The sequence below is a fragment of the Pseudoalteromonas sp. BSi20495 genome, from assembly GCF_000241185.1.
In the GTDB taxonomy this organism is placed as follows: domain Bacteria; phylum Pseudomonadota; class Gammaproteobacteria; order Enterobacterales; family Alteromonadaceae; genus Pseudoalteromonas; species Pseudoalteromonas fuliginea.
In genome coordinates this window covers 23194-38433 of the sequence record NZ_BADY01000073.1, presented here as the reverse complement: position 1 = coordinate 38433, position 15240 = coordinate 23194, and the positions used below count along the sequence as shown (strand labels likewise).

13 protein-coding genes and 1 pseudogene are annotated in these 15240 nt (G+C 38.5%); 10 read left to right on the top strand and 4 right to left on the bottom strand.

The annotated features are described in order from the left end of the window. The 8 genes and pseudogenes from P20495_RS22290 to P20495_RS09975 all read left to right on the top strand — a co-directional run. Window positions 1-186: pseudogene (locus P20495_RS22290) on the top strand (restriction endonuclease subunit S); the annotation flags it as partial. Continuing rightward, window positions 179-520: a RhuM family protein gene (gene rhuM, locus P20495_RS09945; RefSeq protein WP_008136368.1), complete on the top strand. Its 342-nt coding sequence runs from the start codon at window positions 179-181 to the stop codon at window positions 518-520. The pseudogene P20495_RS22290 and the gene rhuM, both read left to right, overlap by 8 nt. A 93-nt stretch (window positions 521-613) precedes the next feature. Then, window positions 614-3838, top strand: a complete 3225-nt coding sequence (locus tag P20495_RS09950) for a type I restriction endonuclease subunit R (RefSeq protein WP_050548472.1) — start codon at window positions 614-616, stop codon at window positions 3836-3838. A 207-nt stretch (window positions 3839-4045) separates the two neighbouring features. Next, window positions 4046-4525, top strand: a complete 480-nt coding sequence (locus tag P20495_RS09955; protein ID WP_008136365.1) for a hypothetical protein — start codon at window positions 4046-4048, stop codon at window positions 4523-4525. Continuing rightward, window positions 4518-4757, top strand: coding sequence for a hypothetical protein (locus P20495_RS09960; RefSeq protein ID WP_008136363.1), 240 nt, complete (start codon window positions 4518-4520; stop codon window positions 4755-4757). Before P20495_RS09955 ends, P20495_RS09960 begins: the two co-directional genes overlap by 8 nt. 288 nt (window positions 4758-5045) lie before the next feature. Continuing rightward, the gene (locus P20495_RS09965; protein ID WP_138950669.1) at window positions 5046-5651 is read left to right on the top strand and encodes a hypothetical protein; all 606 of its coding nucleotides are present in this window, start codon (window positions 5046-5048) and stop codon (window positions 5649-5651) included. A 159-nt stretch (window positions 5652-5810) separates the two neighbouring features. Then, a complete protein-coding gene (locus P20495_RS09970) occupies window positions 5811-6080 on the top strand; it encodes a hypothetical protein (protein WP_008136360.1) in 270 nt (89 codons plus the stop codon). Between the two features lie 491 nt (window positions 6081-6571). Beyond that, the gene (locus tag P20495_RS09975) at window positions 6572-8110 is read left to right on the top strand and encodes a DUF2235 domain-containing protein (RefSeq protein WP_008136358.1); all 1539 of its coding nucleotides are present in this window, start codon (window positions 6572-6574) and stop codon (window positions 8108-8110) included. A gap of 11 nt (window positions 8111-8121) precedes the next feature. Here the strand turns inward: P20495_RS09975 and P20495_RS09980 are convergent, their stop codons facing one another. Both P20495_RS09980 and P20495_RS09985 read right to left on the bottom strand, forming a co-directional pair. Continuing rightward, the gene (locus P20495_RS09980) at window positions 8122-8436 is read right to left on the bottom strand and encodes a hypothetical protein (protein ID WP_008136356.1); all 315 of its coding nucleotides are present in this window, start codon (window positions 8434-8436) and stop codon (window positions 8122-8124) included. A gap of 13 nt (window positions 8437-8449) precedes the next feature. Further along, on the bottom strand, window positions 8450-9415 hold the full coding sequence (locus P20495_RS09985; protein ID WP_008136355.1) for a YHYH protein: 966 nt from the start codon (window positions 9413-9415) through the stop codon (window positions 8450-8452). 218 nt (window positions 9416-9633) lie between these two features. Between P20495_RS09985 and P20495_RS09990 the strand changes: the two genes are divergently transcribed. Then, window positions 9634-10395 carry a sulfite exporter TauE/SafE family protein gene (locus tag P20495_RS09990; protein ID WP_008136354.1) on the top strand — a complete coding sequence of 254 codons (762 nt, stop codon included), beginning with the start codon at window positions 9634-9636 and terminating at the stop codon, window positions 10393-10395. Window positions 10396-10600: 205 nt separating this feature from the next. Here P20495_RS09990 and P20495_RS09995 read toward each other — a convergent pair whose 3' ends face one another. Further along, complete coding sequence (locus tag P20495_RS09995) at window positions 10601-11236, bottom strand: SDR family oxidoreductase (protein ID WP_008136352.1); 636 nt, start codon at window positions 11234-11236, stop codon at window positions 10601-10603. A 534-nt stretch (window positions 11237-11770) separates the two neighbouring features. Next, window positions 11771-13780: a bifunctional tRNA (5-methylaminomethyl-2-thiouridine)(34)-methyltransferase MnmD/FAD-dependent 5-carboxymethylaminomethyl-2-thiouridine(34) oxidoreductase MnmC gene (mnmC, locus tag P20495_RS10000; RefSeq protein WP_008136350.1), complete on the bottom strand. Its 2010-nt coding sequence runs from the start codon at window positions 13778-13780 to the stop codon at window positions 11771-11773. Between the two features lie 180 nt (window positions 13781-13960). Here mnmC and fabB point away from each other — a divergent pair, with 180 nt between their 5' ends. After that, on the top strand, window positions 13961-15172 hold the full coding sequence (gene fabB, locus P20495_RS10005) for a beta-ketoacyl-ACP synthase I (RefSeq protein WP_007377718.1): 1212 nt from the start codon (window positions 13961-13963) through the stop codon (window positions 15170-15172). Window positions 15173-15240 lie beyond the last annotated feature (68 nt).

Here is a 15240-nt window from a genome sequence, read left to right as displayed (position 1 = left end):
CTCCCTAGCTTAACTGAGCAAGTAGAGATCATTGAATATTTACAAACGGCGATGAATAAGTTGGATATGCTTGTGTCCAAATCTAAGAATACGATTCGTTTAAGTAAAGAACGCCGTACCGCCTTAATCTCTGCCGCAGTGACAGGTAAAATAGACGTCCGTAACAGGGATCAACCTAATGACTAACAATGTTACGCCGCCACTTGGGCAGTTTATTTTATTTGAAACAGACGAAGGCCAAACTAAGGTTGAGTGTCGCTTTGAAACTGAAACACTTTGGCTAACTCAAAACCTAATAGCTGAGCTTTATCAAAAGAGCGTACCGACTATAAATGAGCATTTAAGTAACATTTATAGTGAAGGCGAACTTGAACAAAATGCAACCATTAGGAATTTCCGAATAGTTCGAAAAGAGGGCACGCGAGATGTAGCCCGTGATGTAGCGCATTATAATTTAGAAGCTATATTAGCGGTGTGTTACCAAGTGCGCTCTGAGCAAGGCATTTTGATTTTAGGTTAAAAACTCACACGTTAAATAAGTCACGTATAAGGAATAATAAAAGTGATAGATACAACGCAAGAACGAATTTTTCAAGACGATATAATTAACCAAATGGTAGCCAATGGTTGGGTTGAAGGCACAGGCGCTGGCTATAACTGCGAAACCGCTTTGTATGAACAAGATGCGCTGGCCTTTGTTAAAAACACCCAACCTAAAGAGTGGCAAAAGCTGTGTAAGGTGTTCCCCAATGACCCTGAACGCCACTTTTTAGAAGCGCTGGTGGCACAACTTAAAAAAGCCGATATAAACGCCACAGATAAAGCCTCACGCACGTATGGTGTATTAGGTGTGTTGCGCCATGGTTTAAAAATTCGAAATGCGCGTTTTGAACTGTGCCAATTTAAACCAGAGCACAACCTAAACCCTGAAACCCTAGCGCGTTATGAGCAAAACACCTGCCGTATAGTACAAGAGTTAGTGTATAGCCCGTATGCGAATGCTGAGCACTTGGCAGCAACAGGTAGTAAAGCTAAAAGTTGGCGCATAGATTTAGTGTTATTTATAAACGGCTTACCCGTATCAACCCTTGAGCTTAAATCAGAATTTAAACAAGCGGTTGAAAATGCAATTAAGCAATACAAGCAAACCCGCCTACCTAAAGACCCTGCGACTAAAAAGACAGAGCCGTTACTTACTTTTAAGCGTGGCGCATTAGTGCATTTTGCTGTAAGCCAATACGAAGTGTATATGACCACTAAGCTTGCAGGTGATGACACCTTCTTTTTACCTTTTAACAAAGGCACAAGCGAAGGTGGAGCAGGTAATGATGTACCTGAAGACACTAGCCGTTATGCAACCGATTACTTATGGAATGAAGTGTTAGTGCCTAAAAATCTGCTTAATATTTTAGGTAGCTTTGTACACCTTCAAATAGAAGACAAGGAAGATTGGGAAGGGCGTAAATACAAAAAAGAAACGCTTATTTTCCCGCGTTATCACCAATGGGATGTAGTAAGTAAGCTTATTAATGCGGCAATTGAAGAGGGCACAGGTAACAAGTATTTAGTGCAACACAGTGCGGGCTCAGGTAAATCAAACTCTATTGCATGGACAGCCCACCAGCTTTCTACTCTGTATGACGAGCAAGGTAATAAACAATTTCATTCAGTGATTGTTGTAACAGATAGAACAGTACTTGATGATCAGCTGCAAGATACTATTTATCAGTTTGAGCATGCAGACGGTGTAGTAGGGCGTATTAATAATAAAGAAGGTGACGGCTCTAAATCTGAGAAGCTCGCCAGTGCACTTGAAAACGCTCAGCCTATTATTATTGTAACCATTCAAACCTTCCCGTTTGTATTACGTGCGATTGAAAACAGCACGAGCTTAAAAGAGCGCAACTATGCGGTTATAGCCGATGAAGCTCATTCATCACAAAGTGGCTCTACAGCTCGCCAGTTAAAAGAAGTACTAATGACTGAAGAGGCTGACGATGATGTTGAGTTATCGTCAGAGGATATACTCGATGCAACCGTTGCAGCCCGCCGTGGTAGTGCAAACCTTAACTACTATGCATTTACTGCCACACCTAAAGCAAAAACAATAGAGCTATTTGGCCGATTACCTAACCCAGAACTACCCCCATCAAAACAAAATAAGCCAGTGGCGTATCACATATATTCAATGCGCCAAGCAATAGAGGAAGGCTTTATATTAGATGTACTTAAAAATTACACTAACTATAAGGTGATGTACCAACTCGCTCAAAAAATAGAAGCGGCAGATGAAGAGGTTGATAGTAAAAAGGCAGCGGTAAAACTTAACCAATGGGTGCGTTTACACGACCATAATATATCGCAAAAAGTTAAAGTGATTATTGAACACTTTAAAGATAACGTAATGGGTTTATTAGGCGGACAAGCTAAAGCAATGGTAGTAACTGGCTCACGCAAAGAGGCTGTACGTTATAAGCTTGCATTTGATAAATATGTAGCTGAAGCCCTAGCAGAGCAAAAAACAGGTTACTCGACAATACGCGCTATGGTGGCATTTTCAGGCGAAGTTGAGTTTACTAAAAGCGATCCTGATAGCGCTGCATTTTTAGATAAAAAGTTTACTGAAAAAAATATGAACTCTGATCTTAAAGGCCGCGATATGCGCAAAGCCTTTGATAGTGACGATTACCAAGTAATGCTGGTGGCTAATAAGTTTCAAACAGGGTTCGACCAACCAAAGCTATGCGCTATGTACGTAGATAAAAAACTAGGTGGCGTTGAGTGTGTACAAACCCTGTCGCGATTAAATCGTACTTACCCAAGTAAAGCTGAAACAGGCACGTTTGTACTAGACTTTTTTAATGCCCCTGAAGACATATTAGAAGCATTTCAGCCTTACTACCAAACCGCAGAGCTTGCTGATGTTACTGACCCTCAGATTGTTTTTGATTTATTTGAAAAGCTGCGTGCTAGCGGTATATTTTTGTGGTCAGAGGTTGAGCAGTTTTGTGCAGCTTTCTTTACCAAGAACAAGTCAAACGCGGCGATAAGTAATATTATTCACCCAGCCAAAGAGCGTTGGCAAAAGCGTTACGCATCTGCAATTGAGGCGTATATAAAAGCCAAAGAAATGTTTGAACGCACCAAAAAGACTGAAGACGCTGTATTAATAGCTAACGCAGAAACAAGCTTTAAAGAGTGCAAACAAGAAAAAGACCGCCTAGAAATATTCAAAAAGGATTTAGGCAGCTTTACCCGCTTTTATGAGTTTATGTCGCAGCTGGTGGAATACGACGACAAAGAGCTGGAAAAGCTAAGCTTATTCGCCCGCCACTTACGCCCACTGTTACGTGAAAAAGTAGTAACTGAAGATGAGCTTGATTTAGACAACGTGGTAATGAGCCATTACCGCCTATCAAAAATACGCCAACAAGATATACAGCTAAAAGAAGATGAGCCTGACTATAAGCTAGAGCCAAGTAATGATGTGGGTAGTGCTAAAGCAAAGGATAAAAAAGAGGCGTTTTTATCGCAAATAATCGACAAGCTTAATGAGGTTTTCATCACTGATAACCTAACCAATAAAGACATGCTTAACTATGCCTATACAGTACGCGATAAACTAACCGAAAACGCCTCTGTAATGAGCCAGATTGCAAACAATAGCCCAGAGCAAGCAATGCTAGGTGATTTCCCTCAAGCGATGGATGACGCCATCTTAGGAAGCAGTGATGCACACCAAGAACAAATGATGCAGCTACTGTCAGATCCCACAAGAAACCAACAATTTGCGCGAGTGATATTTGATATGTTGAGCGGGTTAAATAGTAGAAAGTGATTTTCTGTATTTAGCTAAGAAAGCTGAATTATTTAAAGAAAGGTTTAATACTAAAAATATTTTAGAACACTTCATTATCAAAGTGCTTAACTGGATAAACCAATAGTGGGCTTTAGTCTAGAAATAAACTATACAACACAAACTCCGTATTGTATAAATGCTGTGCAGCTAGATCAAACATGACTATTTAAAATAAGGGAATTAATTATGATTACATTGGAACAAGTTATAATCAGTCGGGGTGATATTGAAAAAATTTACCGCGCAGAAAAAAAGCTGACGCTTTGGCGAGGGCTTCATAACTCTGAGGTCGACAATAAGCTTAATCCTTTATACCCCGATTTTTACAGTAAGAAGCTGCCTAATGGCGATATTAGAGCGCCTGATGTTACTATTATTAAAGAGGGATCTAAGGAAGTAGTACTTTCAGAGGAAGGGGTAGGCACATCTCTGGTAGACAAAGAAGGTATTTTTGGCTACAAAAACTGGGAGTACTTTGTAATCCCTAAAGGAACCCATATCCCCTCAGAATTAATAATTACCAAAGATCATTATATGGCAAGGAAAAAGTGTTGGCATTACTCAATATCTCCGAACTTTGAAATGCCGTTAGATAGATTCATCGAAGCTCTTGATAAGCTGGCATATAACGCTGGAATTAAAATAAAAGGAGCAAAACATGCCTAGCATTGAGGCAAGAACTCTATCAGTCTGCATCCAAGCTTTACAGGCTGCAATTAAGCATAATGATTTTTTATCTCAGTCTGAGACCGTAGATAAAGATGACTACGAAGAAAGTTCGTACATGTATGAGTTGGAGTTAGTGAAATTAATAAAATTGTATAAAAAAGCAGAAGAAAATGGAGTTCCAATTCCGCTAAAAGATCTGCTCAAACCACCTTTCGAAGAACTTGGCTAAAAATGATAGGGTAAGCTCAGCATATTTTGTGGCTTACTCGCTCTTTCTAAATATGTTACTAATGATCTAAATTGGCAACAGTAGCCATAATCGAGTGATAACTTGGTACTATGACTCTATACAGATATGTCTGCATAGAGTCATATGCCATCGTTATTTAGTAGCAATAAAGCTATTTGTGGCAAGCTAAAAACTCTACTTTAACAATGCTTTGAAATGAACTAGAAGCATTTTTCAACAGGTAATGGGACACTTTAGTTGTAAAAAAATGAACTCATTCAAACAACAATGCATGCAGATCAAAATCATGAGATTTTAATAGTCATGAAAGTATATAGAATTAACTGTAAGAATGACCAAAGGGGTATATTAGATTTTGACCCTTATTCAATGTATCAATCATTAAAAGGCAATACGGACACTGCTGAGGCAGAGTTTATGGTAAAAATTTTTGATTTACATGCCAATAATGATTCTATTCTTAATATATGGCCAGATGTTATGCCTATTAAGCCGTTATCTATTGATTATGATAAAGTTGATATTTATATCCAAGGTGGCTTTTTACTATTATCTAAGGAAGCTTATGATTACCTATATCACTTTTTAGATGAATATGGCGAGTTCCTTAAAATAGACGTAAACGGCTCAGAAATGGTACTTTTTAACTTGCGTGTTTTTGGGCAAGAAGATCTTGATAAATGTATAGAGGACTACTCTAAAGGGTTGAGAAGTGGCTTTAAAAGCTTTGCATTTATTGATTCAGATATAGATAGTAAGTTGCTATTTAAATCTAAGTTGTTAGATGGGATAGGGCTATTTTGTGGTGAAGAATTTAAGCAATTAGTTGAAGTGAAAAGTTTAAATGGTATTGAGTTTAATGAAATTAATTAGCTTAGTATTTCACTTAATTGTTTGAGCTCGATTTTGAGCATAATAATTATGATTGGCAGTAGTTTTATATTCTAAGTATGAGCTAGTTAGTTTTTCATATTTGAATACTTAGCTAAAAGAGCCGAAGTGTTCAGAGGACAATTTAAATCGAGAGTATTAATGAAAAGCATCAATTGGTTTACTGATGAACCTTCAGAGATAGGTCTTTATTTTGTGGCTGTAAAATATGGTGAAGGGGCTGGGACATTCGATTTTATAGAGTGGGATGGCAATAAATGGCTAACTAAATATGAAGGTAACGTTATTGCATACACTACACTGGAAGGTTTAATAAGAGATAGTAGTATAGAATGGCCAGAAGAAACTAAAAAAGTAGAGCTGAAAAAAGACCCAAATATAGATGTTGATAATCTATGGGAAGACATGTAGGACAAAAAGTTATAAAAGTTTTATTAAACGAATTTAGCGTAAAGATTCGAATGTGATATTAGCTTTTAGTACCACGGTTAGTACCTTCGGTTGCAGTTTTTGATATTAAAGCTCTTTTAAAACAGCGCTTTAAGCTTCCTGTTAAGACTCCCCCAGCTCCACCAATAAAGGTTTTTGAACTACAGATCTTCGTTTTTAGGATTTTATTTTTGACTAATTAACGTTTGTCACTTAATACTTGAATTCAAGTAACAATAAGTAATACCAATCCGCAATAATACTTAATCAATTTGAGGGATTAAATCTGGCGTTAACTGCGTAAAAATTTCTGATATACGACTACATCTCGATGCTGGATGCAGAGCAATGAGTGATAACAACTAAATAACGAAATTTTTGCCTTATTATCGATACGATTTTCTTAGCTCAAAATAATCTCTTAATTAAGCGAATTGGTATAATAAACATTAATTGATGCAAGGAAGTTAATTATGGCTAACTTAGTAATTTGCTGTGACGGCACATGGAATAATCCTCAACAAGAAGACAATGGTGCTCCCGCACCAACCAATGTCGTCAAGCTCTACCACGCGCTAGCGAAAAAAGATAATTCAGAAGTCACACAAAAGTTGTACTACCACCCAGGTCTTGGGGGCGAAGAAACGGGGCTAAAAGATTCTATAATTGATGGAGCTTTAGGTAAAAGTATAAAAAGGCATATTTGTAGTGCTTATCATTGGTTAGCGAGTAACTACAACGAAGGCGACAAAGTATTTATTTTTGGGTTTAGCCGAGGAGCATTTACGGCGAGGAGTTTAGGTGGGCTGTTAGGGCTTGGGCTACTTGATTTTAATAAGCTTGAAAATAACAAAGCGCGGTGGGAAAAGACCCACGGACATTTTGAAAACTATAAGTCAAAACTAGAGAGGATCCCTAAGAGTTTATATATTAACAATAAAAAAAGCTTACCTATTCATTTTATAGGCGTATGGGAAACGGTGGGGGCATTGGGTATACCAAATGACATGGAGCTATTTAACTTGTTGGATAACCCTGCGTCATGGCGTTTTCACGATACTAGTTTGGGAAAACATATAAGTATTGCTAGGCACGCAATGGCAATGGATGAGAAGCGAAGTAGTTTTTGTGTTACTCGCTGGAGTGAGAATTTAGTTGATCGAGACGTTAAAGAAATGTGGTTTCCGGGCGTACATTCCGATGTAGGTGGCGGGTATTATGATACAGATTTATCAGATATCGCACTTGAGTGGATGATAAAGGAAGCGCAGGAGAGCGGTTTATTTTTTCGGGATAACATTTTAAATCAGCTTAATCCAAATCCTTGTGGCGTACTTCATAATTCATTTAAAGGAATATTTGCTAAGTTTAGATCTCGTCCGCGCAATGTGGATTGTGTGATTACAGCAAATAATGAAAATTTCCACGAGAGTGTATTTAAGCGTCAAGAAATATCGCCTATTGAACATCCTGAATATTGGCCAACAATAAAATTAGAGGTTGGGGAATCGACGGTTGTTAATGTATTTGCTAAGCAACATTGGACTCCAACGTATATTTACATGAATAAGGGTGAGCGGTATATTTTTGACTCTGAAGGTGAGTGGCAAGATAGTAAAGATGAATGTGATTGGCTTGGTACAGAGGACGGAAAATTAACGGCGGGCGACATTATTCGATTTGCATCGTCTATGTTGGGAATGACTGAACGTAAATTTAAACAAGCAACGCAGAATCGCTCTACCGATTTTTGGGGAACTAAACGGGTAGAGCATATGCGATGGTTTATTGCTGTTGGGTGTATCGCAAACGATTCTGGTAAAGCGCAGGCGGTTACAAACGATGGTAGTCCGCACCCTCATCAGTATGAAGCTCTCTCGCATTATCAAAAAAACTCGAAGACGTTACAGATTAGCTCCTCGGGCTATTTTTATGCTTTCCCAAATGATGTGTGGTCTTTGTACCATAATAATCAAGGCTGCATTCAACTCAGGGTAACTCGAAAGTCATAGTGGCTAAAATATTAATGTGTAGCCTGTTTACTTAACTTATAAGCAGAGCTTTGAGGAGTCACTTCATTTTTCGTCCTTTTAGTGGCTTTTTCTATTATGTTTTCCAGAGGTTGAGTACGTACACACATAAGTACATTATTCATTGCTTGGCAAGTACCGGTTGCTTTTTGATTATGTGTTGTATAGGTGCACGTTTGGTTAAGGTTTTTGTTTTCACATGCATGCCAAGGTGCGGTATTACCATGGCCTGCGTGGCTAAGCGCATAAAATGAGTTGCCTAATGTAAAAATCACAATAACCATTTTTGATATAGTTAACATTTTCATGTTGTTGTCCTTTTTATTGTGCGGTTTCGCCTTTGTAACAACCAATAAACATATTTTCTGAGACGCTTGCTGCATGGTAATGATAGCCGCGTGTGTCGTCGTAATGTCCTCTGCATTCATCTAAATCAGTTGGTTCTGTATTATTGCTCCCTAGCATGGCAAAGATCCCAAAACCATCAAATGCATAACCTACCATTGCAGCATGTCCGTCTGATTGAGCTTGCGTTTGGCTACAACCTGCTTCGCCATGATAGTGGTAGCCTTCATTAAGGTTTATGTGGCCTGCACAATCATCAAATGCGGCTATGGTATAGGCACTTAAAATGGCATCTACAGGGGCTGGAGCAGCTAACACAACTCCATTAAGCGCGATGCCTATATTTGATCTACCAACACTATTTGCTTGGTTTGCGGTTACGGGGGTTATAGGTATTAAAAATGATTGCGAGATACCACCATTTACATACTCTATTGAACATTCTACGCAGTGGTTTTGGTATTGTTCTTCTACATTGGGCCTTGCCGCACCATCGCATGATGCATACGTATTTGTGATATTTACTTGTCCTGTGCTTTCGTCATAAAGTTGCCAGTGGCTATCATTATATAATGCGGGTAAATTTAAAATAAAATCACCGGTAATGTCATATACCTCGCCATTGCCATCAAACCAAATACCCGCTTCATCAGCATTTGAGGTAATAGTGTTTGGGCAAAAAATACCTATTTCATGATTTGCAGGTGCACCTGCAATCTCAATTTTATAGCATGATGTTTCATCGCCATTACTCAATGTACACAATTGAGTTGTTATAGCTGATACCAATGCACCACCTTCGAAATTAAAAGGGTCTACTTCTATTACTGTAGTCGTTGTTGTATTGGGTGAAGTATTATCAATAATAATCGCTTCTGTTTCAGTTGTATCTTTGTCGTTATTGCTACCACATGCTGATAATCCAATGGCTGTTACACTCATGAAAACAAGCTTTAAAAACTCTGATTTTAGTTTTATCACGTGATTAATCCAAATAATGAAGTGGGGTATAGGGTATTTGTTAAATGTGCAAATAAAGCGCAAAAATTAAGTAACATTACACGCAGGTAAAATGGCTGTTCAGGCTGATGAAAAATAGCAGTAGACCTTGGTATATTTAATCGCCATTATTATGGCTCTATTAAAAGCATGGTTTACAGATGGATTTATTTACCACTGATCTTATTTCGCCTCTGTTGGCGAGCGTTTTTATTGTGTTAGCGGGCTTCACTTCATTTTTTTCAGCTGCATTTGGTGCCGGCGGCGGGTTGATGTTGCTTGTTGTAATGGCATCATTTATGCCAATGACGTTGGTTGTGCCTGTACATGGGCTTGTGCAATTAGGTTCGAACACAAATCGGTTATTACTCACTTTTAAGCATATAGACAAAAAAATGTTTATTTATTTTACGCTTGGAGGGAGTGCAGGGGCTATATTATCGAGTTTTGTTATTGTCGATATTCAACTTGATGCTATGAAATTAATAGCGGGGCTTTTTGTAATTTATTTATTGTGGGGAAAAATCCCCAATGCGTTACAAAGCAGTTCGGTCGTGTGGCGTTTTTTTTCCGGCTTTGTTACCACGTTTATTTCTATGTTTGTTGGGGCAAGTGGCCCACTCGTTGGAAGTTGCTTGCACATGAGCAATTACAGCAAGCTGCGATTTACGGCGACGTTTTCTGGCATTATGTCGGTTCAACATTTATTTAAAGCGGGTGTATATGCAGCGGTTGGTTTTAGCTTTTGGCAATGGTTGCCTTTGGTTGGAGCAATGATTTTAAGTGGTGCATTAGGTACATGGTTGGGTGTTCGATTACTGCATCGTATACCGACAGAAAAATTTAAGTGTATTTTTAAATGCATATTAACATTACTGGCATTACAGCTAGCTTGGCAGGGCCTTGAGGTAATATTTAATTAACTTGAACTCTGGGCAATAAATCTATCTCAAGTAGTTATTTTAAGCGCTAACTGCGTTGAATTTACTTTGTTCTCACTGAAAGCTCTGGCTAGAGATAAATAAATTTAAATATTATTATGGTTCAATATGTTAGTAAATCCCTTAATCAGAGTTCTGGTTAAGGGATTGGTATTACATTGTACTAATTTTGTGGTTTTGTTGGCGTTTATTTAACAGCGGATTTGATAGGTTTGTCACCATCGAACAGTTCAAAAATACGGTTGCTATTTGGGCTGTTAGTTGCAATATGAAGTAATGCATTAGCAACATTTTCTCGGCTGATTTTAGCTTTGTCACTATCTTTAGGGCGTTCGGTTGTTACTGCTAACGATGCTTTTTCGTCGGTTAATGTAGCAGGGCGAATAATTGTGTAATTTAAGCCACTGTTAATTAAATGCTCATCAGCCATATGCTTAGTTACAAGGTATGGTTTTAAGTCGCCATCTATTGAGTCGGGATCGTCTGCACCAATAGAGCTAACCATGATGAAGTGTTTTGTTGAATGTTCACGGGCGTAGTTTGCAGCTTTAGTTGCTGCCCATAAATCAATTAAAACGGTTTTGTCGTCGCCAGTACTACCGCCCGAACCTGCAGCAAATATAACTTGATCGCAGCCTTTTAGCGCGTTGCTAAAGTCGCCTTCGAGATCTTGCTCTACAATACTTAAAAAAGGGCTTTTTAAATCACTTAGCTTGTTTTTATCACGCACTAGGGCAACCACATTTTGTTCATTTTTTAATAATAACTCAGTGGTCATTTTACCAATTTTACCGCTTGCGCCAATAATTAAGGTCTTGCTCATAATTAATTCCTTCTTAACTAGTACCAATTTTATTAAAAAGTGAATATTCTGGCGAAGATAGTAACTTACTAACGTTGTTAAAATTATTTATACAGATCACTCTATGTCATAATTTTTACTTTGTTATTAAGCTATTTTTCATCGTTATAATAAATCACTAATTTAATGCTGTTGGTATAAATAAATTGAAAAGTAATGTGCTGTGTAAACAGACCTTGGGGTAGGCGTTTATTTTTAAAGGGTAAATTTGAGATTAATTAGTAATATTAAATAAAATAACGTGGTTTAAATTGGATACTTAACAGAGCATGATAAAAATGACTATTTTACGTTTATTTTTCAATAATAATACTGATTTCTGGTCACATAATCACGTTGGTACAAACTTATTCTTACACTGTGTTTTTGGTAGTTATAGAAAAGGGTTCGATGGGTATTGTTTCCTTTATTATGTAATGGCGCTTTGGCTAGGGCTGCTAAATATTGCAAAAATTAAAAATAATATCCTCAGTGATAATACTTTCATAAATGCCTTTATATTTTATTACGTATTAAATCACGAACTATAAAGCGGGCAGGATGAATAGCTTGGCTAACACGCTCGCTTAACGGGCGAGGCTCATTGTTTAAACAGCTAATAAGGTGCTCTGCACTGAGTGGGGCACTACATAAAGCGCGGGCGCCAAAGCCGGTAAAAATATGTAGGCCTTGTTGTGGCTTATTAAGTTGCTCGTACTGATAGCGTTTACCTAAACGTAGGTTAGCAAAAGCCATAGTGTAATCACTTTGTTCGCACCATTGCCCTGCCATTGGTAGGTGATCTATAAATGTGCAGCGAACAGCCGCTTTTGCCGAGGTTATATTGCCAAGGGTTGAGGCAAATTCACTTTGCTGATAAAAGCTAAGTAGTTGCTCTTGGTTTAATTGGTTGTCGAGCGCGGTAACTTGACGGCTTTTAGTATTTTTTTCAAACGTTGCACCCATACAGTGATGATCTAAATAGGCTGGGGTAAAATACCCTTTATGGCATAGCACTGTTTTAAGTTTGCGTGATTGCTCACTTGCCTCAATATGTGAAACTTGCCCGCGTACGCCTACTATTGGTAGCGCTTTTGTTTGCTCAAATGCATCACTGTGCTCGCCTGCACACATAATTACATCACTAAAAGGACCCAACTGCTCATCATTCGTTAATAAAAACCAACCGCTGTCAGTTTTTTTAAGCTGTTTTATATTGCAGTTAAATACGCTTTTAAATGGGTTTATGCTATTTGCAGCGCTTAACATGGCGTTTACTAATTGCGGCGGGTTAACCCAGCCGCCTTGTTCAAAAAACACGCCCGAATAACCTGTTTCTACGCCGGCTATTTCGTCGCCTTGCTCTGCGGTTACGTTGTGCATTAGCTGGGTTGGCCATAGCTGTTTTTGTGCTAAGTTTTCATGTTTATCGGCGAGAGGTTTTTTTACTGCGTGCTGTAATACGCCGCACCAATCGTAATCAAAATTAAAACCACTGCTAAGTAAGTTGTTATATAGGCGTTTAGCGTATAAAAAGCTATGTGCGAATAATTCGCTGTGCGGTGAATTTTTAGCTTGTAGGTGAGGGTAGATAGCGCCTTGCACATTATGCGATGCACCCATAGCTGGTTTTTCATCTTGGCAGAATAATTGGCTTGCTATGCCTCGTTTAGCCAAACTATATAAAATGCAGCTACTGGCTATACCGCCGCCAATTACAGCCACATTTTTAAGTGTGCTTTTATCTTGGTTAAAATAAGCTGGAGCCGATTGTGAACTATTAGCTTGTTTGAGCTTTGCGAACAGTATGTTTTGTTTTTTGCTAAAGCCTTTTGTTTTTTGCATGCTAAAGCCTGCATCAATTAATCCACGGCGAACAAAACCTGCTGAAGTAAATGTTGATAAGGTTGCACTTGCCCTTGATATATTGACCATAGAATTAAATAAACTTTGCTGCCACATTTCGGGGTTTTTACTTGGCGCAAAACCATCTAAATACCAAGCGTCAACAATTCCTGTTTGCGGATAGCTCATTGCTTGTATTGATTCAAGTGCATCACCAAGGTATAAATCGAGAACAACAAGTCCATTGTCAAATTCGAGTCTGTGGCATCCTTCTAAATTAATTGGGTATTGTTTAGATAATTTGTTACTAAAGGCGCTTAATGATGGCCATGCCTGTAGTGCTTTGTTTAAATCGTCTATGTGCAGTGGATATTTTTCAAATGAAATAAAGTGTAAGCGTTTAACTCCATTATCTAATTGATTTTGAACTTGTTGACGTGCAAGGTGGTCAGTAAAGCGTTGCCATGTATTTAAAAAGTTTAAACCTGTACCAAAGCCGGTTTCGGCAATAACAAAATGTGGCTGGTCATGATTTTGTAATCGTGTATCTATATTGTTTTGATCATAAAACACATAATGGGATTCGGCCAAGCCATTGCCATCAGAAAAATAAATATCATCGAAGTCGCTGGCAACAGGAGTACCTGAGTGATTAAAGTGTATTTGCGCGTTTTTGATCATGACTTATTAAGGTTTACAAATAATATTTTTAATTATTTTACGTGTTTTCTTTGTAATAGTCTGGCGTTATTTATAAGCTAGCGGTTCAGAGTACAAGTGTACGCTAGAAAGCTGACCACTTAGGTGATTAAATTCGCGTAAAATAGAACACAATTGAGTATTAAGCTAAGGGAATTACCCATGAGAAGAGCTGTAATTACAGGTATCGGTGTTGTATCAAGTATCGGTAACAACAAAGAAGAAGTATTAGAATCGCTAAAAACAGGTAAGAGCGGTATCGCTTTTAACCAAGAATTTGCTGATTATAAGTTACGTAGTAACGTATCGGGTAAAATTGATATTGATGTTAAAGCCCATGTTGATCGCAAAGCAATGCGCTTTATGGGTGATGCTGCTGCTTATTCTTATATTTCGATGACACAAGCAATCGAAGACTCAGGTTTGTCTGACGAACAAGTATCTAATGAGCGCACGGGTATTATTGTTGGCTCTGGTGGCGGTTCGTCTAAATGGCAAGTAGAAGCCGCTGATATTTTACGTGAAAAAGGCGTAAAACGTGTGGGGCCTTATATGGTGCCACGTACTATGGCAAGTACAACTTCTGCTTGTTTAGCAACCCCTTTTAAAATTAAAGGTGTTAACTATTCAATTAGCTCAGCATGTGCTACGTCGGCGCATTGTATTGGTAACGCGGTAGAACAAATTCAACTTGGTAAACAAGACGTTGTATTTGCTGGTGGCGGTGAAGAATTACACTGGACATTAGCAATGGAATTTGACGCTATGGGCGCACTTTCTACTAAATACAACGAAACACCCGAAAAAGCATCTCGTACATATGATGCAAACCGTGATGGTTTTGTTATTTCTGGCGGTGGCGGTATTGTTGTAGTTGAAGAACTTGAACATGCCCTTGCGCGTGGCGCACACATTTACGCTGAAATTGTTGGCTACGGTGCAACATCAGATGGCTACGACATGGTTGCTCCATCTGGCGAAGGTGCGGCACGTTGTATGCGCCAAGCTATGCAAGATGTAGACAGTATTGATTACTTAAATACTCACGGTACATCTACACCTGTAGGCGACGTTAAAGAGCTTGGTGCAATTCAAGAAGTGTTTGGCGGTAAGTCACCAATGATCAGTGCAACTAAAGCTATGACAGGCCATGCTCTAGGTGCTGCGGGTGTTCACGAAGCAATCTTTTCATTATTAATGCTAGAGCACAGCTTTGTAGCGCCTTCAATTAATATTGATGACCTAGATGAGCAAGCGGCTGGTTTAGATATTATTACTGAACGTCGTGATGTTGAACTCAATACGGTTATGTCAAATAGCTTTGGCTTTGGTGGCACAAACGCGACTTTAGTAATGAGTAAATATAAAGGCTAATTGGTTCTACTTAGTTTTTATATAATTTATAGCCGCTCACTTTATAAGTGAGCGGTTTTTTACTTAAG